Annotated in this window: 13 protein-coding genes, 2 tRNA genes and 1 pseudogene; 9 read left to right on the top strand and 7 right to left on the bottom strand. The window is 67.7% G+C overall.

Features of this window, described 5'->3' with window-relative positions; genetic code table 11:
- Nucleotides 1–243: 243 nt before the first annotated feature.
- Nucleotides 244–1,038, top strand: coding sequence for a MerR family transcriptional regulator (locus tag AU187_RS06270; RefSeq protein WP_353612191.1), 795 nt, complete (start codon nt 244–246; stop codon nt 1,036–1,038).
- Between the two features lie 3 nt (nt 1,039–1,041).
- On the opposite strand, the gene AU187_RS06265 is transcribed toward AU187_RS06270, so the two are convergent.
- Complete coding sequence (locus AU187_RS06265) at nt 1,042–2,238, bottom strand: ABC transporter substrate-binding protein (protein WP_059102091.1); 1,197 nt, start codon at nt 2,236–2,238, stop codon at nt 1,042–1,044.
- Between the two features lie 271 nt (nt 2,239–2,509).
- On the opposite strand from AU187_RS06265, the pseudogene AU187_RS26205 reads away from it, so the two are divergent.
- The 4 genes and pseudogenes from AU187_RS26205 to AU187_RS06250 form a co-directional block, all read left to right on the top strand.
- Nucleotides 2,510–2,673 (top strand): annotated as a pseudogene (locus tag AU187_RS26205) (hypothetical protein); the annotation flags it as partial.
- A gap of 503 nt (nt 2,674–3,176) precedes the next feature.
- Nucleotides 3,177–12,407, top strand: coding sequence for a type I polyketide synthase (locus tag AU187_RS06260; protein ID WP_059101898.1), 9,231 nt, complete (start codon nt 3,177–3,179; stop codon nt 12,405–12,407).
- Nucleotides 12,408–12,422: 15 nt separating this feature from the next.
- Nucleotides 12,423–12,815: a holo-ACP synthase AcpS gene (gene acpS / locus AU187_RS06255; RefSeq protein ID WP_059101897.1), complete on the top strand. Its 393-nt coding sequence runs from the start codon at nt 12,423–12,425 to the stop codon at nt 12,813–12,815.
- Between the two features lie 100 nt (nt 12,816–12,915).
- Complete coding sequence (locus AU187_RS06250) at nt 12,916–14,271, top strand: dipeptidase (RefSeq protein WP_059166396.1); 1,356 nt, start codon at nt 12,916–12,918, stop codon at nt 14,269–14,271.
- Here AU187_RS06250 and bcp read toward each other — a convergent pair.
- Nucleotides 14,248–14,721, bottom strand: a complete 474-nt coding sequence (gene bcp / locus AU187_RS06245; protein WP_059101895.1) for a thioredoxin-dependent thiol peroxidase — start codon at nt 14,719–14,721, stop codon at nt 14,248–14,250. The genes AU187_RS06250 and bcp overlap by 24 nt on opposite strands.
- Nucleotides 14,722–14,832: 111 nt before the next feature.
- On the opposite strand from bcp, the gene AU187_RS06240 reads away from it, so the two are divergent.
- A complete protein-coding gene (locus AU187_RS06240) occupies nt 14,833–15,060 on the top strand; it encodes a DUF3618 domain-containing protein (protein ID WP_059102090.1) in 228 nt (75 codons plus the stop codon).
- 522 nt (nt 15,061–15,582) lie between these two features.
- Here AU187_RS06240 and AU187_RS06235 read toward each other — a convergent pair.
- A tRNA-Lys gene (locus AU187_RS06235) sits at nt 15,583–15,655 on the bottom strand.
- 157 nt (nt 15,656–15,812) lie between these two features.
- On the opposite strand from AU187_RS06235, the gene AU187_RS06230 reads away from it, so the two are divergent.
- Nucleotides 15,813–17,030, top strand: a complete 1,218-nt coding sequence (locus AU187_RS06230) for a L,D-transpeptidase (RefSeq protein ID WP_059101894.1) — start codon at nt 15,813–15,815, stop codon at nt 17,028–17,030.
- 60 nt (nt 17,031–17,090) lie between these two features.
- On the opposite strand, the gene AU187_RS06225 is transcribed toward AU187_RS06230, so the two are convergent.
- Nucleotides 17,091–17,163: transfer RNA gene (locus AU187_RS06225), tRNA-His, on the bottom strand.
- A gap of 41 nt (nt 17,164–17,204) precedes the next feature.
- Nucleotides 17,205–17,852, bottom strand: a complete 648-nt coding sequence (orn, locus tag AU187_RS06220) for an oligoribonuclease (RefSeq protein WP_059102089.1) — start codon at nt 17,850–17,852, stop codon at nt 17,205–17,207.
- Between the two features lie 82 nt (nt 17,853–17,934).
- On the opposite strand from orn, the gene AU187_RS06215 reads away from it, so the two are divergent.
- Entirely contained in the window at nt 17,935–19,530 is a 1,596-nt protein-coding gene (locus AU187_RS06215; protein WP_059101893.1) for a helicase HerA-like domain-containing protein, read from the top strand.
- Nucleotides 19,531–19,622: 92 nt separating this feature from the next.
- Here AU187_RS06215 and cmrA read toward each other — a convergent pair whose 3' ends face one another.
- Nucleotides 19,623–20,429 carry a mycolate reductase gene (gene cmrA / locus AU187_RS06210; protein WP_059101892.1) on the bottom strand — a complete coding sequence of 269 codons (807 nt, stop codon included), beginning with the start codon at nt 20,427–20,429 and terminating at the stop codon, nt 19,623–19,625.
- Between the two features lie 26 nt (nt 20,430–20,455).
- On the opposite strand from cmrA, the gene AU187_RS06205 reads away from it, so the two are divergent.
- Complete coding sequence (locus AU187_RS06205; protein ID WP_059101891.1) at nt 20,456–21,775, top strand: MFS transporter; 1,320 nt, start codon at nt 20,456–20,458, stop codon at nt 21,773–21,775.
- On the opposite strand, the gene AU187_RS06200 is transcribed toward AU187_RS06205, so the two are convergent.
- Nucleotides 21,772–22,518 (bottom strand): MmpS family transport accessory protein, encoded by a 747-nt coding sequence (locus tag AU187_RS06200; protein WP_059102088.1) that lies wholly within the window; start codon nt 22,516–22,518, stop codon nt 21,772–21,774. The genes AU187_RS06205 and AU187_RS06200 overlap by 4 nt on opposite strands.
- Nucleotides 22,519–22,610: the final 92 nt, after the last annotated feature.

Here is a 22,610-nt window from a genome sequence, read left to right as displayed (position 1 = left end):
ATGGTTCCGTATGCCGGGTCCCGGAGGCCAATCCGACGACGGTGAGTTCGCTCACCGATGCCGCCGACACTTGGGTGAAGTTGGCTGAGACGGAATCTGTCGCGCGGAAGTCGCCTAGCCGATGCCGATAACAGCGCTGATAGGGATGGTTAGGTGGGCTTGCTGGCAAACCGCGATGAGTCCACGCCGACCTTCGCTCGCAAACGCCCAAGCGCGGTTACAGTGATCCCATGGAGCGTCGCGGTGCACTGCCGGACCGCGCCCCCGGCAGCGGCGGCGGTCGCGGCGTTGGCTGAGTACCGCCTCGACGAATTGGCGCAGATATCCGGTGTCAGCGCCCGCAACATCCGCGCGTACCGAGAGCGTGGACTGCTCGACCCGCCACGGCGAGTCGGCCGCTCGGCGTTCTACGACGACTATCACCTGTCGCAGCTGCGCACCATCAACCAGTTGCATCGCCGCGGTTTCAGCTCCGCCCACATCGCCGAGTTCTTCGCCAGCCTCCGACGAGGCGCCGACCTCGCCGACATTCTCGGAATACAACGGGCCGTCCTGGGCCCGAGAACCGAAGCCGGTGAGGGCGCGCCCATGGTGGCCGACACGGCGCCGCGAGCGCTCGACATCGACCCCGACAGCGATGAGGCGCTCCGGCTGGTCAACGCCGGCCTGGCGCAACTGAGCGACGGTGTCATGACGTTGACCGATCCCGCGGTGGCGCAGGTGGTGGCGCGTGCGACGGAACAACGCGACTACGTCCGTGCGCTGCTGCACATCTCCGAGGCCACCGGTCGGGCGATCGACGGGCTGGCGGAGGGGTTCTTACAGGGGCTCGACGAATGTGTGGCCGCGCGGTTCGGTGAGGGCCGGACGCCCCGGCCGGAGGACGCCGAAGAACTCGGCCAGCTGGTGCGCGACTACCGCGACCTGTGGACGAGTGTGGTGTCGCATCGACTCGACAAGGCGTTGCATGAGCACACGGCGGCCGCCGACTCCGGGTACGCCGCGGGCGTCCTGCTCAGCGGCCGCCGCGAGTCCTGAGCCTCACCCCTTGATCTGCTGCCACTTGGCGATCCACTCGTCGTACGTCGTGCAGTCGTCGCCGGAGCCGTCGACGCAGTCCTTCTGAGGGGTGGTCCAGTAGTGGATCTTGGCGGCAAAGCCCGCGTCGGCGGCGTGGTAGATGTCGCAGAAATCCCGCTCGGTGGTGTGCTCACAGGCCTTCACGTTGGCGGGCGCCTCGCCGAAGAACTCGGCGGCTTCGGCGTTGACCTCCGGTGAGGAGATCCAGTTCATCCACTTGTACATGCAGTTGGGATGAGCCGCCTTCGACGAAATCATCCAGGTGTCCGACCAACCGGTGGAGCCCTCCTTGGGCAGCACCGTGTTGACCTGAACCTTGTTGCGCGCGCCGATCGTGTTGGCGATCACCTGCCAGGTGGTGCCGATGACCGAGGCGCCGGACTCGAAGCCCTGCACCTCCTTGGTGTAGTCCGACCAGTACTGGCCGATGTTCTCGCGTTGCTTCTCGAGCAGTTCGACCGCGGCGTCGAGTTGTTCGTCGCTCAACGAGTACGGATCCTCAATGCCCAGTTCGGGTTTCGTCTTGGACAGGTACAGCGCGGCATCAGCGATGTAGATGGGCGAGTCGTATGCTGTGACCTTGCCCTTGTACCTGCTTGCGTCGTCGAACACCGCGGCCCATGAATTCGGCGCGTCGCGGACGACCTCGATGTTGTACATCAGCAGATTGGCGCCCCAGCCATGCGGAATGCCGTACATCTGTCCGTCGACCGAGTTCCACGATTTGTTCTTGAGGAACGACGAAATGTCTTCGTAATTCGGCACCAGCGAGGTGTTCACCGGTGCCACATCGCCGGCGTAGATGAGGCGCAGCGTTGCGTCGCCGGATGCCGAGACGCCGTCGTAGTTTCCGCTGCGCATCAACTGGACCATCTCGTCGGAGGTGTTTCCGAGCGTCACCTCGGTCTGACAACCGGTCTGTTGTTCGAACGGTGTCACCCAGTCGGCGCCGCGGTCGTTCGAGCCGTCTTCGGCGTAGCCCGCCCACGCGATCAAGTTGAGGCGTCCTTCGCCCTTGCCGACCGTGGCGAGCGGTTCGAGCTTGGGTGGCGTCTGGCCGGTCGCCGAACTCCGCTCGTTCGAACACGCGGTTGTCAGCGCCAGCACGAGGGCGGCGCAGCTGATGACGACCGAACCGGTCCGCGCGGCGCACGCCATGAGCGGCATCTGCTACTCCTCGTTCGATAGGTCGCCGGAGACCTTCCGGACGCCGATCAGCTGGACCTGCGGGTCGTCCACGCCAGCAGTAGCATTCGCCGCCGCCGGTGCGCCGACCGCATCCGAGGGCATAGCCAATCCTAGGAACGTGCGCACCGGGCAGTGGTTCATTGGCAGTCCCGCGTGTCCCCTTAGCTCGGCAACCCGACGGCTTTTGGTAACCATGATGCGGTTGTGACCAGTGGGGTTGGAGCGACTATTGGGGCAGCTGGATGTGGTCGGAGCGTACTTCTGGCGGCACACTGGGGATCGCCTGGGAGGGCCGCCCACGCCACCGCGCATCTGCATCAGGTGGAGATCGATAAACGGTCCGTCTCCGGGGTCGGCGTGGACATCGATCACGTCCTGAAGCCGCGCTTCGGGCAGCGGGGCTAAACCTTACCGATCAGTAAGTCGAGCCAGCAAACAAATTCCAGTGGCCGACGGCCCCGAGAAGACAAATCGCGTCCGATTGTCTCCTTTCGCCGCGGTGACGGCGCTGGTGAGGCCGGGCGAAAATTTTTACATAACGATTCGATAACAATACTGCTTTGATCAGCGCAGTTCTGCCTACTCGACCGTAACCACCTGCATGCAGGACGTTTGTCCCGAATGGCTTCCGCCGGTGCAGAACTGCGCGTTATCCCGCGACGGGTTACCCGAGCGTAGAACTGATCAGTAACCATTTTGGAGGCTAAAAAGCCTCTCCTCTTATGACACTCTTAGTACGGCTGGAGTGCACGGAAGGCGGTCCGCGAGGCACCGCGGGACCGCCCGCCCGGACCAGTCGGGATTCAATGCCGAATCGCGTGGCGCCGCGGCAGGGAGCCGGCAGCGCGGGAGCTTCTCAGACACAGCCGACGACGAGCATGACGCGGGACAGAGGGAGATAACGAGACGTGACGATCAACGAGCAGCACCGGGTGTCCACTGACCGCACCACGGGAGCCGCGCACGCCGGTACCCACGCGCTCGTCGATCGGCTGAACGCCGGTGAACCCTACGCCGTGGCCTTCGGAGGACAGGGCGGCTCCTGGCTGGAGAACCTCGAGGAACTGGTCAGCTCGGCCGGCATCGAGTCCGAGCTCAGCGAGGTGGCCGGGGAGGCCGCGCTGCTGCTCGAGCCGGTCGCCCGTGAACTGGTGGTGGTGCGACCGATCGGCTTCGAGCCGCTGCAATGGGTACGCGCGCTGGCCGCCGACGAACCGCTGCCCCCGACCAAGCAGCTCATCACCGCGGCGATCTCCGGACCGGGCATCCTGCTCGCACAGATGGCCGCGATCCGCGCCGCCGTCCGCCAGGGACTCGACCTGTACGGCGCCCCGCCGGTCGCCATGGCGGGGCATTCGCAGGGCGTCATCGCCTGCGAATCGCTGCGCACACGGGGCGCCAAGGACGCCGAACTGCTGGCGCTGCTGCAACTGATCGGCGCGGCCGGATCACTGGTCTCGCGGCGGCGCGGCATGGTGGGTCGCGGGGACAAGTCGCCGATGGTCTCGGTGACCAACGTCGATCCGGACCGCATCGCAGAACTGCTCGAGGAGTTCTCCACCGACGTGCGCACGGTGCTGCCGCCGGTGCTGTCGATCCGCAACGGCAGGCGGTCGGTCGTCATCACCGGAACCCCCGAGCAACTGGGACGGTTCGAGCTGTACTGCGCCAAGATCACCGAGAAGGAAGAGGCCGAGCGCAAGAACAAGGTCCGCGGCGGCGCGGTTTTCAGTCCGGTGTTCCACGGGGTGCAGGTCGAGGTCGGGTTCCACACCCCTCGGCTCGCAGACGGGGTCGAGCTGGTCGACCGGTGGGCCGAAAAGTGCGGGATCGACGCCGAACTCGCGCACGAGATGACCGAGCACATCTTCGTGCGCCCGATCGACTGGGTCGCCGAGGTGGAGCGGCTGCACGAGGCCGGTGCGAAGTGGATCGTCGACCTCGGCCCGAGCGACACCGTGACGCGGCTGACGGCCCCCATCATCCGCGGGCTGGGGGTGGGCATCGTGCCCGCCGCAACGCGGGTCGGACAGCGCAATCTGTTCACCGTCGGTGCTGAGCCCGAGGTGCCGCCGGCGTGGTCGAGCTACGCCCCGACCACCGTGCAGTTGCCCGACGGCTCGGTGAAGCTGTCGACGAAGTTCACCCGGCTCACCGGGCGCTCGCCGATCCTGCTCGCGGGGATGACCCCGACCACCGTCGACGCCAAGATCGTCGCGGCCGCCGCCAACGCCGGCCACTGGGCCGAACTCGCCGGTGGTGGACAGGTCACCGAGGAGATCTTCACCGACCGCATCGCCGAGTTGACGACGCTGCTCGAGCCGGGCCGTGCCGTGCAGTTCAACTCGCTGTTCCTCGATCCGTATCTGTGGAAGCTGCAGCTGGGCGGAAAGCGCCTGGTGCAGCGGGCGCGTCAGTCCGGTGCACCGATCGACGGCGTCGTCGTGTCCGCGGGCATCCCCGAACTCGAGGAAGCCGTCGAGCTGATCGACGAGCTCAACACCGTCGGCATCACCCACGTGGTGTTCAAACCGGGCACGGTCGACCAGATCAAGTCCGTCATCAAGATCGCCGCGGAGGTGCCGGGCAAGGACGTCATCGTGCACATCGAGGGTGGCCGCGCCGGCGGGCACCACTCGTGGGAGGACCTCGACGACCTGCTGCTGAGCACCTACGGGGAGCTACGCAAACTGCCCAACATCACCGTCTGCGTCGGCGGCGGAATCGGCACCCCCGAGCGGGCGGCCGAGTACCTGTCCGGCCAGTGGGCCACCGAGTACGGGTTCCCCGCGATGCCGGTCGACGGCATCCTGGTGGGCACCGCGGCGATGGCGACGCTGGAGGCCACCACTTCGCCCGCCGTCAAGCAGATGCTGGTCGAGACCACTGGCACCGAACACTGGATCAGCGCCGGAAAAGCCCAGGGCGGCATGGCTTCCAGCCGCAGCCAACTCGGCGCCGACATCCACGAGATCGACAACGCCGCATCACGCTGCGGCCGGCTGCTCGACGAGGTCGCCGGTGACGCCGAAGCGGTGGCGGCCCGCCGCGACGAGATCATCACCGCGATGGCCACCACCTGCAAGCCGTACTTCGGCGATGTCGTCGAGATGACCTACCGCCAGTGGCTGGAACGCTACGTCGAATTGGCGATCGGCGACGACGACAGCACCGCCGACACGAAGCTGCCGAACAGCCCGTGGCTGGCCGACACCTGGCGCGACCGCTTCGCCGACATGCTGCACCGCGCCGAGGCCCGGCTGCACCCACAGGATTCCGGCCCGATCGCCACGCTCTTCGGTGACGCTGCGCTGCTTGATGATCCGGACCGGGCGATCGCCACGCTGGTGGGGCACTATCCGGAATCGGAGACGCTGCGGTTGCACCCGGCCGACGTGCCGTGGTTCGTCACGCTGTGCAAGACCCCCGGCAAGCCGGTCAATTTCGTGCCGGTCATCGACAAGGACGTGCGGCGGTGGTGGCGCAGCGACTCGCTGTGGCAGGCCCACGACGCCCGCTACACCGCCGACGAGGTGTGCATCATCCCCGGCACGCAGGCGGTCGCGGGCATCACCCGCGTCGACGAGCCGGTCGGCGAGCTGCTCGACCGCTTCGAGCAGGCCGCGATCGACGAGACGCTCGCCGCCGACGGTAACCCGGTGCCGGTGGTTTCGCGCCGCCAGGCGCGCGCCGACGTCACCGGGCCGCTCGCGGTGGTGCTCGACTCGCCCGACGTGTTGTGGGCGGGCCGCGTCGCGATCAACCCGGTGCACCGAATCGGCGCTCCAAATGAGTGGCAGGCCAACGAAAACCGCAATGCGACGCACCCTTCCACCGGGGCTCGGCTCGAGCTCAGCGGTGACCGGGTGACGTTGAGCGTGCCGCTGTCCGACATCTGGGTCGACATCCCGTTCACGCTGCCGGAGTGCACGGTCAACGGCGGCATGCCCGTCGTCACGGTCGAGGACGCGTCAACCGCGATGCGTGCCGTGCTGGCGATCGCGGCCGGCATCGAAAGCTCGGGCGGGCCCGACGATTTACCCCCGGTGCGCGACAACGTCGCGACGGTGACCGTCGACTGGGATCCCGAACGGGTCGCCGACCACACCGGCGTCACCGCGACGTTCGGCGCCCCGCTGGCGCCGGGCCTCACGCTCGTCCCCGACGCGCTCGTCGGCCACTGCTGGCCCGCGGTTTTCGCGGCGATCGGGGCGGCGCTCACCGAAGACGGCTTCCCCGTCGTCGAAGGCCTGCTGAGTCTGGTGCATCTCGACCACGCCGCGCATCTGCTGGGCCAGATGCCGAAAACCCGGGCCGAATTGGCAATCACCGCAACGGTTTCGACCGCCACCGACACCGAATACGGACGCGTCGTGCCCGTGGAGGTGCAGATCCGCGACGCCGAGGGCGACCTGCTGGCCACTCTCGAGGAGCGCTTCGCGATCCGCGGTCGCACCGGCGCAGCCGAACTCGCCAATCCGCCGCGTGCCGGCGGGGCAATCACCGACAACGCGACCGACACCCCGCGGCGCCGGCGCCGCGACGTGACCGTCACCGCGCCGACGGACATGAGCGCCTTCGCGGTCGTCTCCGGTGATCACAACCCGATCCACACCGACCGCGCCGCCGCATTGCTGGCGGGCCTCAAATCGCCCATCGTGCACGGCATGTGGCTGTCGGCGGCCGCACAGCACGTCGTCGCCGCCACCGACGGCAAGCCAGCCCCGCCGGCGCGCGTCGTCGGCTGGACCTCGCGCTTCCTCGGCATGGTGCTGCCCGGTGACGAGGTCGACTTCCGCGTCGACCGCGTCGGAATCGACCGTGGCGCAGAGATCGTCGAGATCACCGCCAAAGTCGCGGGCGACCTCGTCATGTCCGCGACGGCGCAGCTCGCCGCGCCCAAGACCGTCTACGCGTTCCCGGGCCAGGGCATCCAGCACAAGGGCATGGGGATGGAGGTGCGCGCACGCTCCAAGGCCGCCCGCAAGGTGTGGGACACCGCCGACAAGTTCACCCGCGACACGCTGGGCTTCTCGGTGCTGCACGTGGTGCGCGACAACCCGACCAGCCTGATCGCCAGTGGCGTGCACTACCACCACCCCGACGGCGTGCTGTTCTTGACCCAGTTCACCCAGGTCGCGATGGCGACGGTGGCCGCCGCCCAGGTGGCCGAGATGCGCGAGCAGGGCGCGTTCGTCGAAGGAGCCATCGCCTGCGGTCACTCCGTCGGCGAGTACACCGCGCTGGCGTGCGTCAGCGGTGTCTACGAGCTGGAAGCGTTGCTGGAGGTGGTGTTCCACCGCGGCAGCAAGATGCACGACATCGTGCCGCGCGACCACCTCGGCCGGTCGAACTACCGGCTCGCCGCGATCCGGCCGTCGCAGATCGACCTCGACGACGCCGACGTCAAACAGTTTGTCGCTGACATCGCCGCGAATACTGGGGAATTTCTAGAGATCGTCAACTTCAACCTGCGCGGATCGCAGTATGCGATCGCCGGCACCGTGCGCGGGCTGGAGGCACTGGAGGAAGAAGTCGAGCGGCGCCGCGAGATCACCGGCGGCAAGCGGTCGTTCATCCTGGTGCCGGGCATCGACGTGCCGTTCCACTCGTCGGTGCTGCGGGTCGGTGTGGCCGACTTCCGCCGCTCGCTGGAGCGCGTGATGCCGCGTGACCAGGACCCGGCGCTGATCGTCGGCCGCTACATCCCGAACCTGGTTCCGCGGCCGTTCACCCTCGACCGCGACTTCATCCAGGAGATCCGCGACCTGGTGCCGGCCGAGCCGCTCGACGAGATCCTCGCCGACTACGACACCTGGCGGAACGAGAAGCCGGCCGAGCTCTGCCGCAAGGTCGTGATCGAGCTGCTGGCATGGCAATTCGCCAGCCCGGTGCGCTGGATCGAAACCCAGGATCTGCTGTTCATCGAGGAAGCCGCGGGCGGCCTGGGCATCGAGCGCTTCGTCGAGATCGGCGTGAAATCCGCGCCGACGGTGGCGGGCCTGGCGGCCAACACCCTGAAGCTGCCCGAATACTCGCACAGCACAACCGAAGTGCTGAACTCCGAGCGCGACGCGGCGGTGCTGTTCGCCACCGACACCGACCCCGAGCCCGAACTCGGTGACGAGCCGGCCCCCGCTCCCGCGCCTGAGGCCACCGCACCCGTCGAGGCCGCCGCACCGGCCGCCCCGGCTCCAGCGCCCGCAGCGCCCGCCGGCGCTCCGCGGCCGGACGACATTACGTTCGACGCCGCCGACGCCACCATGGCGTTGATCGCGCTGTCGGCGAAGATGCGCATCGACCAGATCGAGCCGCTGGACTCCATCGAATCGATCACCGACGGCGCGTCGTCGCGACGTAACCAACTGCTGGTCGACCTGGGCTCGGAGCTCGACCTCGGTGCCATCGACGGTGCGGCGGAAGCGGATCTGGCCGGGCTCAAGGGCCAGGTCACCAAGCTGGCCAGGACCTACAAGCCCTTCGGCCCGGTGCTGTCCGACGCGATCAACGACCAACTGCGCACGGTGTTCGGTCCGTCGGGCAAGCGGCCCGCCTACATCGCCGAGCGCGTCACCAAGACGTGGGAACTGGGCCCGGGATGGATCAAGCACGTCACCGTCGAGGTGGCGCTCGGCACCCGCGAGGGGTCCAGCGTCCGCGGTGGCGACCTGGGCGGCCTGCACGACGGCGCGCTGGCCGACGCGGCCACCGTCGACAAGGTGATCGACGCGGCGGTCTCCGCGGTGGCGGCAAGGCGCGGTGTTGCGGTGTCGCTGCCGTCCGCCGCGGGCGGCAGCGGGGGCGTGGTGGACTCCGCCGCGCTGTCCGAGTTCGCCGAGCAGGTCACCGGCCGCGACGGCGTGCTGGCCTCGGTGGCCCGCACGATCCTGGGTCAGCTGGGTCTCGAGACCGCGGTCCCTGTACCGGAGGCCACCGACGCCGAGCTGATCGACCTGGTCACCGCCGAACTGGGTTCGGACTGGCCGCGTTTGGTGGCGCCGGTGTTCGACGGTCGCAAGGCAGTGCTCTTCGACGACCGCTGGGCCAGTGCTCGCGAGGATCTGGCCAAGCTGTGGCTGCTCGACGAGGACGAGATCGACGCGGACTGGCAGCGGCTCTCGCAGCGTTTCGAGGGCGCCGGTCACGTCGTCGGCACGCAGGCCACCTGGTGGCAGGGTAAGGCGCTGGCGGCGGGTCGCAATATCCACGCCTCGCTGTACGGGCGCGCCGCGGCGGGTGCGGAGAACCCCGGCGCAGGTCGCTACAGCGACGAGGTCGCCGTCGTCACCGGTGCCTCGAAGGGGTCGATCGCCGCGTCCGTGGTGGCGCAATTGCTCGACGGCGGGGCGACGGTCATCGCGACGACGTCCAAGCTCGACGACGACCGGTTGGCGTTCTACCGCACCCTCTACCGCGACCACGCCCGCTGGGATGCCAAGTTGTGGGTGGTGCCGGCCAACATGGCGTCCTACACCGACATCGATGCGCTGGTTCAGTGGGTCGGCAGCGAGCAGACCGAAAGCCTTGGGCCGCAGTCGATCCACCTCAAGGACGCCCAGACGCCGACGCTGCTGTTCCCGTTCGCCGCGCCGCGGGTGGCCGGCGACCTGTCCGAGGCCGGGTCGCGCGCCGAGATGGAGATGAAGGTGCTGCTGTGGGCCGTGCAGCGGCTGATCGGCGGACTGTCACACATCGGGGCCGAACGTGACATCGCCGCGCGACTGCACGTCGTGCTGCCCGGCTCACCGAACCGCGGAATGTTCGGCGGTGACGGCGCCTACGGCGAGGCCAAGTCCGCGCTCGACGCGCTGGTGACCCGATGGAAGGCCGAAACATCGTGGGCGCAGCGGGTTTCGTTGGCCCACGCGCTGATCGGGTGGACCAAGGGCACGGGCCTGATGGGTCACAACGACGCGATCGTCGGCGCGGTCGAAGAGGCCGGTGTGCGCACGTACACGACCGACGAGATGGCCCACATGCTGCTCGGGTTGTGCGACATCGAGTCCAAGGTGGCCGCGGCGCGCGAGCCGCTGCAGGCCGACTTCACCGGTGGGTTGGCCGACGTCGACATCGACATGGCCGAACTGGCCGCCAAGGCTCGCGATGAGATGGTGACCGAAAGCCGAACCGAGGAAACCGATCACGAGGGCACCGTGCGTGCGTTGCCGTCGCCGCCGCGGGGCTACAAGTCCGCGCCGCCGCCGGAATGGGCGGACCTCGACATCGACCCGGCCGACATGGTGGTCATCGTCGGCGGCGCCGAGCTGGGGCCGTACGGCTCCTCGCGCACCCGCTTCGAGATGGAGGTCGACAATGAGCTGTCGGCGGCCGGCGTGCTCGAGCTGGCATGGACGACCGGCCTGGTCAAGTGGGAGGACGATCCGACGCCGGGCTGGTACGACACCGAAACCGGCGAGCTGGTCGACGAGGGCGAGCTGGTGGAGCGTTACCACGACGCCGTGATCGAGCGGGTTGGTATCCGCGAGTTCGTCGGCGACGGTGCGATCGACGCCGACCACACTGCGCCACTGCTGGTTTCGGTGTTCCTCGACAAGGACTTCACCTTCGTGGTGTCCAACGAGGAGGAGGCCAGGGCGTTCCTCCGCGCCGATCCGGAGCACACCGTCATCGCACCCGTTTCGGACAGCGGTGACTGGCAGGTCACCCGCAAGGCGGGCACCGAGATCCGGGTGCCGCGCAAGACGAAGCTGTCGCGCACCGTCGGTGCGCAGATCCCCACCGGCTTCGATCCGATGGTCTACGGCGTCAGCCAGGAGATGATGAACTCCATTGACCGGCTGGCGATCTGGAACCTGGTCACCACCGTCGACGCGTTCCTGTCCGCCGGCTTCACGCCAGCGGAACTGATGCGCTGGGTGCACCCCAGCCTGGTGGCCAGCACGCAGGGCACCGGCATGGGCGGCATGACGTCGATGCAGACCATGTACCACGGCAACCTGCTGGGCCGGAACAAGCCGAACGACATCCTGCAGGAGGTCCTGCCGAACGTGTACGCGGGGCACGTCGTGCAGTCCTATGTGGGCAGTTACGGCGCGATGATCCACCCCGTCGGGGCCTGCGCCACCGCGGCGGTGTCGGTCGAGGAGGGCGTCGACAAGATCAAGCTCGGCAAGGCGGAGTTCGTGGTCGCCGGCGGGTACGACGACCTGACGCTCGAGGCCATCATCGGGTTCGGTGACATGGCCGCGACCGCGGACACCGAGATGATGCGGGCCAAGGGCATCAGCGACTCGAAGTTCTCCCGCGCCAACGACCGTCGTCGGCTCGGGTTCGTCGAGGGCCAGGGCGGTGGCACCATCCTGCTGGCCCGCGGTGATCTCGCGCTCAAGATGGGGTTGCCGGTGCTCGCGGTGGTCGGCTACGTGTCGTCATTCGGCGACGGTGTGCACACCTCGATCCCGGCCCCGGGCCTCGGCGCGCTGGCGGCGGGCCGTGGCGGTCGCGGCTCGCAGTTGGCGCGCTCGCTGGCAGAACTCGGCGTCGGACCCGACGACATCGCGGTGGTCTCCAAGCACGACACCTCGACGCTGGCCAACGATCCCAACGAGACGGAGCTGCACGAGCGGCTCGCCGACTCGCTGGGCCGGTCGGAGGGGGCACCGTTGTTCGTGGTGTCGCAGAAGAGCCTGACCGGTCATTCGAAGGGCGGCGCGGCTGCATTCCAGATGATGGGGCTGTGCCAGATCCTGCGCGACGGCGTCATCCCGCCGAACCGCAGCCTCGATTGTGTCGACGACGAACTCGCCGGTGCTGCGCACCTGGTCTGGCTGCGGGACACGCTGGACTTCGGGGACAAGTTCCCGCTGAAGGCGGGGCTGATCACCAGCCTGGGCTTCGGCCACGTGTCCGGTCTGATCGCGCTGGTGCATCCGCAGGCGTTCCTCGCCGCGCTCAGCCCCGAGGAACGCGCGCAGTACAAGCAGCGCGCGGACGCCCGCGTGCTGGCGGGTCAGCATCGGCTCGCGTCGGCGATCGCGGGCGGCAAGCCGCTGTACGAGAAACCGGCCGACCGCCGGTTCGGCCACGACGCCCCGGAGAAGCGGCAGGAAGCCGAGATGCTGCTCGATCCGGCGTCGCGGCTCGGCGACGACGACGTGTATGTGCCCGCACACGCGTGAGATAGCGTTTCGCCCATGGCGATAGTCGGGGTGGGGATCGACCTGGTCTCCATACCCGAGTTCGCCGAGCAGGTCGACCAGCCGGGGACCGTTTTCGCCGAGACGTTCACGCCCGGCGAGCGGCGGGACGCCGCCGACAAGAGCTCGTCGGCGGCGCGACACCTGGCGGCCCGGTGGGCGGCGAAGGAGGCCGTGATCAAGGCCTGGTCGGGCTCGCGGTTCGCCAAGCGGCCCGTGCTGCCCGAGGCGATCCACCGCGACATCGAGGTGATCACCGACATGTGGGGCCGCCCGAAGGTGCGACTGTCCGGGGCGATCGCCGAGCACCTGCGCGACGTCACGATCCACCTGTCGCTGACGCATGAGGCCGGCACCGCCGCCGCGGTCGCCATCCTCGAAGAGCGCTAGGTCTATTCCGCGAGCGACCGTGTCTGCACACGACACGCCGCGCTTTGCTGGCATCATGCGGTCGCTCGCGGGGGATGACTGACCCGCTAGCGTCGATGTCATGAGCGATCTGAAACAGCTGGTGCGCGACGTGCTGCCGTCGGTGCGGCGCGACCTGGAAGACCTGGTGCGCATCGAGTCGGTGTGGGCCGACCCGGCGCGGCGCGGCGAGGTGCAGCGCAGCGTCACCGCGGTGGCAAAGCTGTTGACCGACGCCGGCTTCGGCGACGTACAGATCGTCAGCGAGGGCGGCGCGCCCGCCGTCATCGCCCGCCATCCCGCGCCGCCGGGTGCGCCGACGGTGCTGCTGTACGCCCATCACGACGTACAACCCGAGGGCGATCCGGCGCAGTGGCATTCGCCGCCGTTCGAGCCCACCGAGCGCGACGGACGCCTGTACGGCCGCGGTACTGCTGACGACAAGGCCGGCATCGCAACACATTTGGCTGCCTTTCGGGCGCACGGCGGCGATCCGCCGGTCGGTGTCACGGTGTTCGTCGAGGGCGAGGAGGAGTCGGGCTCACCGTCGCTGCCACGCCTGCTGGCGGCGCATCGCAAGACCCTGGCCTGCGACGTGATCGTGCTCGCCGACTCGGACAACTGGAGCACGGAGGTGCCGTCGCTGACGGTGTCGCTGCGGGGACTGGCCCACTGCATCGTCGAGGTCGCCACGCTGGATCACGGCCTGCACTCGGGGCTGTGGGGCGGTGTCGTGCCCGACGCGTTGAGTGTGCTGGTGCGGATGTTGGCCAGCCTGCACGACGACGACGGCAATGTCGCGGTCGCGGGTCTGCACGAGGCCACCGCTGCTGACCTCGACTATCCGTCGGAACGTGTGCGCAAGGAAGCCGCGCTGCTGGACGGCGTATCCGAAATCGGTTGCGGCTCGGTGCCGCAACGGTTGTGGGCCAAACCGGCGATCACGGTCATCGGCATCGACGCCACGCCCGTCGACAAGTCGTCGAACACCTTGATTCCGCGGGCGCGCGCCAAAGTCAGCATGCGCGTCGCGCCCGGCGGCGATGCCGCAGAGCACCTGGCGGCGTTGACGCGGCACCTCGAGCAGCACGCGCCGTGGGGTGCGCAGGTGACCGTCACAGCGGGTGACCTCGGGCAGCCGTACGCGATCGACGCCAGCGGACCGGTCTACGACGCGGCCCGGGCCGCCTTCCGGGAGGCGTGGGGCGCCGAACCGGTCGACACGGGAATCGGCGGTTCAATTCCGTTCATCGCCGAGTTCGCCGCCGCGTTCCCGTCGGCGAAAATTTTGGTGACCGGAGTGGAAGACCCTGCGACGCAGGCGCATAGCGTCAACGAGAGCTTGCACCTCGGAGTGCTCGAGCGCGCCGCGGTCTCCGAGGCCCTCTTGTTGGCCGAACTGGGGAAGTGCGGCTCAGACGGACAAATCGCGACGTAGCTTCGCGACGTGCCCGGTGGCGCGCACGTTGTACTGCGCCTCGGCGATCCTGCCCTCCTCGTCGACGACGAACGTCGACCGGATGACACCCTGAACGGTCTTGCCGTACATCATCTTCTCGCCGAACGCGCCCCAGGCGGTGAGCACTTCGCGATCGGGGTCCGAGAGCAACGGGAAGGTCAGCTTCTCCTTGTCGCGGAACTTGGCCAGCTTCTCCGGCTTGTCGGGGGAGATGCCGATGACGTCGAGCCCGGCGTCGTTGAGCTCACGAAGGTTGTCCCGGAAATCACACGCCTGCTTCGTGCAGCCAGGGGTCGACGCCGCCGGGTAGAAGTACACGACGACCTTGCGGCCCTTGTAGTCGGCGAGCTTCACGGTGTTGCCGTCGGCGTCGGGCAGGCTGAACGCAGGGGCTTTGTCGCCTACCTCGAGTCGCGGAGTCTGTGGCACGCGGGGGCATCCCTTCTGTCGACCGGTGCGCTGCGGCGAGCGCGGGCTGCTCTAGGGTAGATCGGCAGGCTTCATCCCCGAAGCTGCGACTTGGACGGCTTGGAGGCGCACGTGGCGGACCGCGATCCCGAGACCATCAAGCGGGATATCGATCAGGCTCGGGAGCAGCTCGCGACCACAGTGGACACACTCGCCGAGCGCGCCAACCCCAGCCGATTGGCCGACGACGTCAAATCCGCGATCGTGCGGTTCGTCACGAAACCGGCGGTGGCGATCTCGCTCGCCGGCGTGGGAGCGCTCACGCTCGTGCTTGTGGTGCGTCGGATCCGGCAGCGCTGAGCGCAAGCGAATCAGCGACGTCGCGCCGAGCGGAACCAGTCGACGACGGAGAAACCGGGGGGATTGGCGACCCGGCCGAGCCGGTTGCACGAATACACGGCGATCGGGACCTGCGCAGTTAATTCGTCGGGCGCATCCGCATCCCCTGCACAGGCTCCGAATGAACCGCCTAGCTGGACCATCAGCTAAGTACCCGTTTCCTTCCGGTCACCGCCCGTCGGGAGGCGTTTGGCTGTTCAGCTAACTAGACTGTAACAGAGATCGCCACCTTACCGCAGTTTGAACCCCGAAATATCGTGAAGCGGAGCCAACCCGCAACTGCCCGAACTGCCCAGCCAACATCTCTGCCAACGGGCACCTGCCCATCTCAGCACACTTGCTGCCGGCGCGCGCGCCAACAAGGCAAATAATTTACGCGACAGTTACTGGCAATCAGCCGCTGGCCGCTGGACGGCGATGTGGCCCGAGAACCGAACGCGACCGTGACGAAGTGGCCACGGTCGCGTCGAAGTTGAAACTGAGTGCGCCGTCAGGGTTTCGAACCCCGGACCCGCTGATTAAGAGTCAGCTGCTCTACCAACTGAGCTAACGGCGCGCGGGTGCGACAATAACAGGCCCCACCACGCAGGGTGAAATTCCCGCTAACTCGGATGGTCGACGACGCCGGCATGGCGCCTCGTGTCCGAGATTGCCCTTAGACTGTTGCCAAGAATCATCGATTTGTCAGCCCTGGTTGCGAGGTGGAGTGAGCAATGTGGCGAGTCCGTTCAGTGGCCCGTCCGCGTCGACGCGCATGGTTGGTGGCTCTTGCGCTGGTTCCCGCCGTGGCGCTCGGGCTGTCCGCATGCGGTGGCAACTCGGCGCCGCCACCGCCGCAGGTGATCGAGCACAAGGGCACCCCGTTCGGTGACCTGCTGATTCCGAAGCTCACCGCGTCGGTGACGGACGGCGCCGTCGGCGTGAGCGTGGATACGCCGGTGACCGTGAGCGCGGGGGACGGCGTGCTCGGCGCGGTCACCATGGTGAACGAGTCCGGGAAGACCGTTGCCGGCAAGTTCAGTCCCGACGGGCTGTCCTGGTCCACCACCGAACCGCTCGGCTTCAACAAGAGCTACACGCTGACGGCGGAATCGCTCGGGCTCGGCGGGGCCACCAAGAGGGAGATGACCTTCGAGACCCATTCGCCGGAAAACCTGACGATGCCCTACGTCATTCCCAACGAGGGTGAGGTGGTCGGCGTCGGGCAGCCGGTCGCAATCCGGTTCGACGAGAACATCCCCAACCGGTTGGCCGCTCAGAAAGCCATCAAGATCAAGACCGACCCGCCGGTCGAGGGTGCGTTCTACTGGCTCAGCAACCGCGAGGTGCGCTGGCGGCCGGCGAAGTACTGGAAGCCCGGCACCAAGGTCGAGGTCGCGGTCAACACCTACGGAGTCGACCTCGGCGACGGCCTGTTCGGCCAGGACAACGTCAGCACGCGCTTCACCATCGGCGACGAAGTGATCACCACCGTCGATGACAGCACCAAGACGCTGACGGTCAAACGCAACGGCGAAGTGATCAAGACCATGCCGGTGTCGATGGGCAAGAACAGCACGCCGACCAACAACGGCACCTACATCGTCGGCGACCGCCTCTCGCACATGGTGATGGATTCGTCCACCTACGGCGTTCCGGTCAACTCGCCCAACGGATATCGCACCGAGGTGGACTGGGCCACCCAGATCTCCTACAGCGGCATTTACGTACACGCCGCGCCGTGGTCGGTGGGCAGCCAGGGCTACAGCAACGTCAGCCACGGCTGCATCAACGTCAGCACCAGCAATGGGCGATGGTTCCATGACAACTCCAAGCGCGGGGACATCGTCGAGATCGTCAACACCGTGGGATCGACGCTGCCCGGCACCGACGGTCTGGGCGACTGGAACATCCCGTGGGAGCAGTGGAAAGCGGGCAACGCCGGCGTCTGACCCGGAAAACGCCGAACGCGGCCCCGGCATCTCTGCCGAGGGCCGCGTTCGTATCTGCGGGGTGGCTGACGGGACTCGAACCCGCGACAGCCAGGATCACAACCTGGTGCTCTACCAACTGAACTACAGCCACCATCGCCGCGTGCCCGAGCGGGCAGGACGGCGACGTCGATACTAGCCGCTCGGACGCTCAGCGACCGAATCGATATCCTTCGGGCCCCCGTTCGAGGAGCCCAATTCTCCGGCGATGGCGGCGATATCGCTGGTCGAAGGTCCCGGGGCCGGCACGAACGCGGTGCGGCGGTAATACTGCAATTCGCGGATCGATTCGTGGATGTCGGCCAGTGCCCGGTGCGCGAGGCCCTTCTCGGGTTGGCCGAAGTAGATCCGGGGATACCAGCGTCTGCACAACTCCTTGATGGAGCTCACATCGATCATCCGATAGTGCAGGTAGTCATCGAGCTTGGGCATGTCGCGGGCGATGAAGCCGCGGTCGGTCGCGATCGAGTTGCCGGCCAGCGGCGCCGTCTTGGCCTGTTTGACGTGCGTGCGGATGTAGTCGAGCACCAGTTCCTCGGCCTCGGGCAGCGTGACGGTCGACGCTCGCACCTCCTCGATGAGCCCCGATCGCGTGTGCATCTCGGTGACCACCGGGATCATCGACGACAACGCCTCGTCGTCGACGTGGATGACTACGTCGAGACCCTCGCCGAGGATGTTGAGGTCTGCGTCTGTCACCAACACCGCGATCTCGATGAGCAAGTCGGACTTCAAGTCGAGGCCGGTCATCTCGCAGTCGATCCATACCAGTTCGTCGCGCACGACGCTCACAGTAAGCCTTACAGCGCTGCGTGGCCCGTTGCACCCGCCCGAACGGCGTGCCCCGCGAGTTAAGGTGCCAGCCATGACCACTGAGCCGACCGCCAGTCCCGCACAGCAGATCGCCGCAGGTTATGCCGTCGAAGGTGCGGCGCTCGAGCTCGGCGGCGTCGTCGTCGACGGCACCTGCGACCCGGCCGCGCAGGTCCGCATTCCGCTGGCCACCGTCAACCGTCACGGGCTGATCGCCGGTGCCACAGGCACCGGCAAGACCAAGTCGCTGCAGGTGCTCGCCGAACAGCTCTCGGCCGCGGGCGTGCCCTGCGTGATGGCCGACGTGAAGGGCGACCTGTCGGGGCTGTCTCGGCCCGGTGAGGCCGACGAGAACATCCAGGCGCGGGCCAAAGACACCGGAGACGCCTGGACGCCGACGACCTATCCGGTCGAGTTTCTGTCGCTGGGCACGTCGGGCATCGGTGTCCCGGTGCGCGCGACGATCTCCAGCTTCGGGCCGATCCTGCTGTCGAAGGTGCTCGAACTGAACGCGACCCAGGAGTCGACGCTGGGCCTGATCTTCCACTGGGCCGATCAGAAGGGCCTCTCGCTGCTCGACCTCAAGGACCTGCGCGCCGTCATCCAATACCTCACCAGCGACGAGGGCAAGCCGGAGCTGAAGGCGCTCGGCGCGGTGTCCAAAACGACGGCGGGCGTGATCCTGCGGGCACTGGTGAACCTCGAAGCCGAGGGCGGCGACACGTTCTTCGGTGAGCCCGAGCTGGAACCCGACGATCTGCTGCGGGTCGACGATCAGGGGCGCGGCATCATCTCGCTGCTCGAGCTCGGCAGCCAGGGCGCACGGCCGGTGATGTTCTCGACGTTCCTGATGTGGGTGCTCGCCGACTTGTTCTCGACGCTGCCCGAGGTCGGCGACCTCGACAAACCCAAGCTGGTTTTCTTCTTCGACGAGGCTCATCTGCTTTTCTCGGACGCGTCCAAGGCGTTCCTCGAGCAGGTCGAGCAGACGGTGAAGCTTATCCGGTCGAAGGGTGTGGGCGTGTTCTTCTGCACGCAGTTGCCCACCGACGTGCCCAACGACGTGCTGTCCCAGTTGGGCGCACGAATTCAGCACGCGCTGCGGGCGTTCACGCCGGACGACGAGAAGGCGCTGTCGAAGACGGTGCGCACATACCCGAAAACCGATGTGTACGAACTCAAGTCGGCGTTGACGTCGCTCGGTATCGGCGAGGCCATCGTCACGGTGCTCTCGGAGAAGGGCGCTCCGACGCCGGTGGCGTGGACGCGGATGCGTGCCCCGCGATCGCTGATGGACACCATCGGACCGGAGGCGATCACCTCGGCGGCGAAAGCCAGTCCGCTGCAAGCCGAATACGGCCAGACCATCGACCGCGAGTCCGCCTACGAACGGCTCAACGCCAAGCTGGCACCGCCGGCGCCGCCCGCCGACGACGCGTTACCTCCGCCGTTGCCACCGGATGTCGGCGGGGCGACCGCCTCGGGTGAGGTGCGCTCGCGCGACACCGCCGAACCCGGGATGCTGGAGAAGATGATGAGCAGCCCCGCGTTCAAGAGCGCGATGCGCTCGGCGGGCACGGTGATCGGTCGTGAGATCACCCGCAGCATCTTCGGCACCGGCCGCCGACGGAGCCGCCGTCGCCGCTGACGCCGCCCATCGAGACTGCTCACAGATCGCGATCCGGCGGAAATTCGCGATCTGTGAGCAGTCTCGTCGCACCAGAGCGTGGGTTATCCGCCTCAGCCGCCGCCGAGTTTCTTGTAGACGGCTCCGACGATCGGCGTCACTATCGACCGCGGCGTGTACCCCGCCGCCACCGACATCGCCTTCGACGTCACGCCGGGGACGACGCGCATCTTGTTGCGCTCCAACGCGTCCAGTGACTGTTTGGCGGTGTACTGCGTCGAAATCCACAAGAAGTCGGGAATCAGCTTCTCCACCAGCGACTGCTCCTCCGCGGAGGGCAGCGTCTCGCGCACGGGGCCTGGGGCGAGCAGCGTCACGTGCACGCCGGCGCGCTTGAGCTCACCGCGCAGCGACTCGCTGAATGTGTTGACGAACGCCTTCGTCGCGGCATAGGTCGCATTGTTGGGAATCGGCGAATTCCCGGCCGCCGAACCGGAAATCAGGATGCCGCCGGCCTTGCGCTCGACCATCCCGGGCAGCACGGCGAGCACCAGGTCGTGCACGCCCAGCACGTTCAGCTGGACCTGCGCCTTCTCGTCCGCCGGATCCAGCGATGCCACGGGGCCGAACGTCGCGGTGCCCGCGTTCGCGCACAAGATCGAGATGTTGCGGGTCGCCAACTCGTCGCACAGCTTGGTGCGTTCGGTCGGGTCGGCCAGGTCGACGGGTCGCACCTCCACCGTCACGCCGTACTGCTCGGTGAGCCGGTCCGCCAGCGCTCGCAGGACATCTTCGCGGCGCGCGGTGATGATCAGGTGGTGTCCACGGGCGGCGAGTTCGGCGGCCAACGCCTCGCCGATGTTCTGCGATGCGCCGGTGACCACTGCGCGGGCATCGGCGCTGGGAGCGGGTACTGACACGCGACGGACTATATCGTGGGCGGACCATGACCGACCCACCCGATTCAGACCTGCTGCCCGCGCGGACCGCCAGTCGGCGGCAGGTCATCTCGTGGGCGTTGTGGGACTTCGGGGCGACCGGGATGAACGCGGTGGCGGTGACCTTCGTGTTCTCGATCTACCTGACCAACTCCGTCGGCGACGACCTGCCTGGCGACATCAGCGCAACCAGCTGGCTGGGGTGGGCGCTGGGCCTGGCCGGGCTCGTGGTCGCGCTGCTGGCCCCGGTGACGGGGGTGTGGGTCGACGCACCGTGGCGGCGGCGGCGCGTGCTGGCCGTGCTCAGCGCGACCGCTGTGGTGCTGATCGCGTCGACGAGCTTTGTCCGCGACGACTACCGCTACCTGGCGCTCGGCCTGCTGCTCCTGGGCTGCGCTTCGGCGTGCAACGAACTCGCCACCGTGCCCTACAACGCGATGCTGCGCCAGCTGTCGACACCGCAGACATCCGGGCAGATCTCCGGATTCGGTTTGGGCCTGGGCTATTTCGGCAGTGTCACGCTGCTGTTGGTGGTGTACCTCGGGTTCATCTCGGGCGACGGTGGAATGTTGAGCCTGCCGGTCGACGACGGCCAAAACGTCAGGGCCGCCATGGTTTTCACGGCCGTCTGGTTCGGGCTGTTCGCCGTGCCGGTGCTGCTCGCCGTGCCCAGCGCGATGCCGGGGCCGATGGACAGCCGCGAAACCGTCGGCTTCATCGGTGGATACCGCAAGCTGTGGACGGACATCCGCAGCGAATGGCGTCGTGACCACAACGTCGTCTATTACCTGATCGCCAGCGCGGTCTTCCGCGACGGCCTCACCGGGATCTTCGCGTTCGGCGCGGTGCTCGGCGTGCGCGTCTACGGCGTCTCGGAGGCCGACGTGCTGTTGTTCGGCGTGAGCGCGAGCACCATCGCCGCGGTCGGCGCCGTCCTCGGCGGTCTGCTCGACGACCGCTTCGGCGCCAAGCCGGTGATCGTCGCCGCGTTGACCGCGATGATCGCCGTCGGTCTCACGCTGATGACGCTCGACGGGGCGCTCGCGTTCTGGATCTGCGGGCTGGCGCTCTGCCTGTTCATCGGCCCGACGCTGTCGTCTGCGCGCACCCTGATGATGCGCCTGTCGGCCGAGGGCAAGGAGGGCGTCGCGTTCGGCCTCTACACCACCACCGGCCGCGCCGTTTCGTACCTGGCGCCCATGCTGTTCTCGGTGTTCATCGCGGTCTTCGACACCGACCGTGCGGGTATGGGCGGGCTGGTCGTCGTGCTCGCCGCCGGGTTGTTGGCCATGCTCGCGGTGCGCGTCCCGCCCCGGCCGACGGGCTAACCGCTGGCGGTGCAGATGGTCAGGCCCGCGCCGGAGCGCTGCTGCACCACGGCGCCGTCGATGGTGATCGAACAGTTCACCTCGCGGCCGACGTTGATGATGCTGACGCTCGCCGACGCGGCGGCCGATTCGGACAACTCCACTTCCTTGCTCCAGGGCAGCATCACGTTGAACTCGGTCTGCAGCAGGCCGCCGCTGTCGACGTAGGTGATGTTGATCGCACGTCCGGTGCCGCTGACGACGTAGACGACGGTCTGCGTCGCACCGGGGGTGGTCCGGCCGGGCGAGGACGGCACGGTGGGCACAGTCGGCAGCGGCAGGCCCGGGTTGGTGGGCGTGCGCGGCGTTGTCGTCGGGGTCGGCGTGGTGTAGTTGGGCTCTTGCATAGGGGGCGGCGCGACGACCGTCTGCTGCTGCGAAGAGTTCACGATCACCAGCGCGATCACCAGGCCGATCACGGTCAGCACCGCGATGCCCGCCAGCAGCCACAGCCAGCGTGGCGACTTCGGTCCCTCCGGCGGTGGCTGGGACGGGTCGCCGGGCGGGTACGGCGCGCCGTACTGGCCGGTTCCGTAGGGGTCGTACCCATACGCGGACGACGGCAGCTGCTCCGTCGGTGCAGGTCCGGGAGGTGCCTGATAGGTGGGGCCGTAGGCCTGGCTGGCGTATGCCGGATCGTTGTATTCCAGGTACGGGTAGCCCTGCGGTTGCTCATCGCGGCCGGGCCGTGGTGTGTCGGTCATACCCACCTCATGGGTGCGAGGGTACCTGTGCGACCGCTCAACTGACCGCCCCTCGGCGCCCGGCTCGCCAGGTATGCAGAATTGGTCCGGTG

It is taken from the genome of Mycobacterium sp. IS-1556 (assembly GCF_001499985.1).
Taxonomy (GTDB): domain Bacteria; phylum Actinomycetota; class Actinomycetes; order Mycobacteriales; family Mycobacteriaceae; genus Mycobacterium.
This window is presented reverse-complemented; position numbering and strand designations above follow the sequence as displayed.

Coding starts and splice junctions, on each gene's coding strand:
- AU187_RS06265 (WP_059102091.1), bottom strand. CDS start 2,238: ATGGCGTGCGCCGCGCGGACCGGTTCGGTCGTCATCAGCTGCGCCGCC.
- acpS (WP_059101897.1), top strand. CDS start 12,423: ATGGCGATAGTCGGGGTGGGGATCGACCTGGTCTCCATACCCGAGTTC.
- AU187_RS06250 (WP_059166396.1), top strand. CDS start 12,916: ATGAGCGATCTGAAACAGCTGGTGCGCGACGTGCTGCCGTCGGTGCGG.
- AU187_RS06230 (WP_059101894.1), top strand. CDS start 15,813: ATGTGGCGAGTCCGTTCAGTGGCCCGTCCGCGTCGACGCGCATGGTTG.
- AU187_RS06215 (WP_059101893.1), top strand. CDS start 17,935: ATGACCACTGAGCCGACCGCCAGTCCCGCACAGCAGATCGCCGCAGGT.
- AU187_RS06205 (WP_059101891.1), top strand. CDS start 20,456: ATGACCGACCCACCCGATTCAGACCTGCTGCCCGCGCGGACCGCCAGT.
- AU187_RS06200 (WP_059102088.1), bottom strand. CDS start 22,518: ATGACCGACACACCACGGCCCGGCCGCGATGAGCAACCGCAGGGCTAC.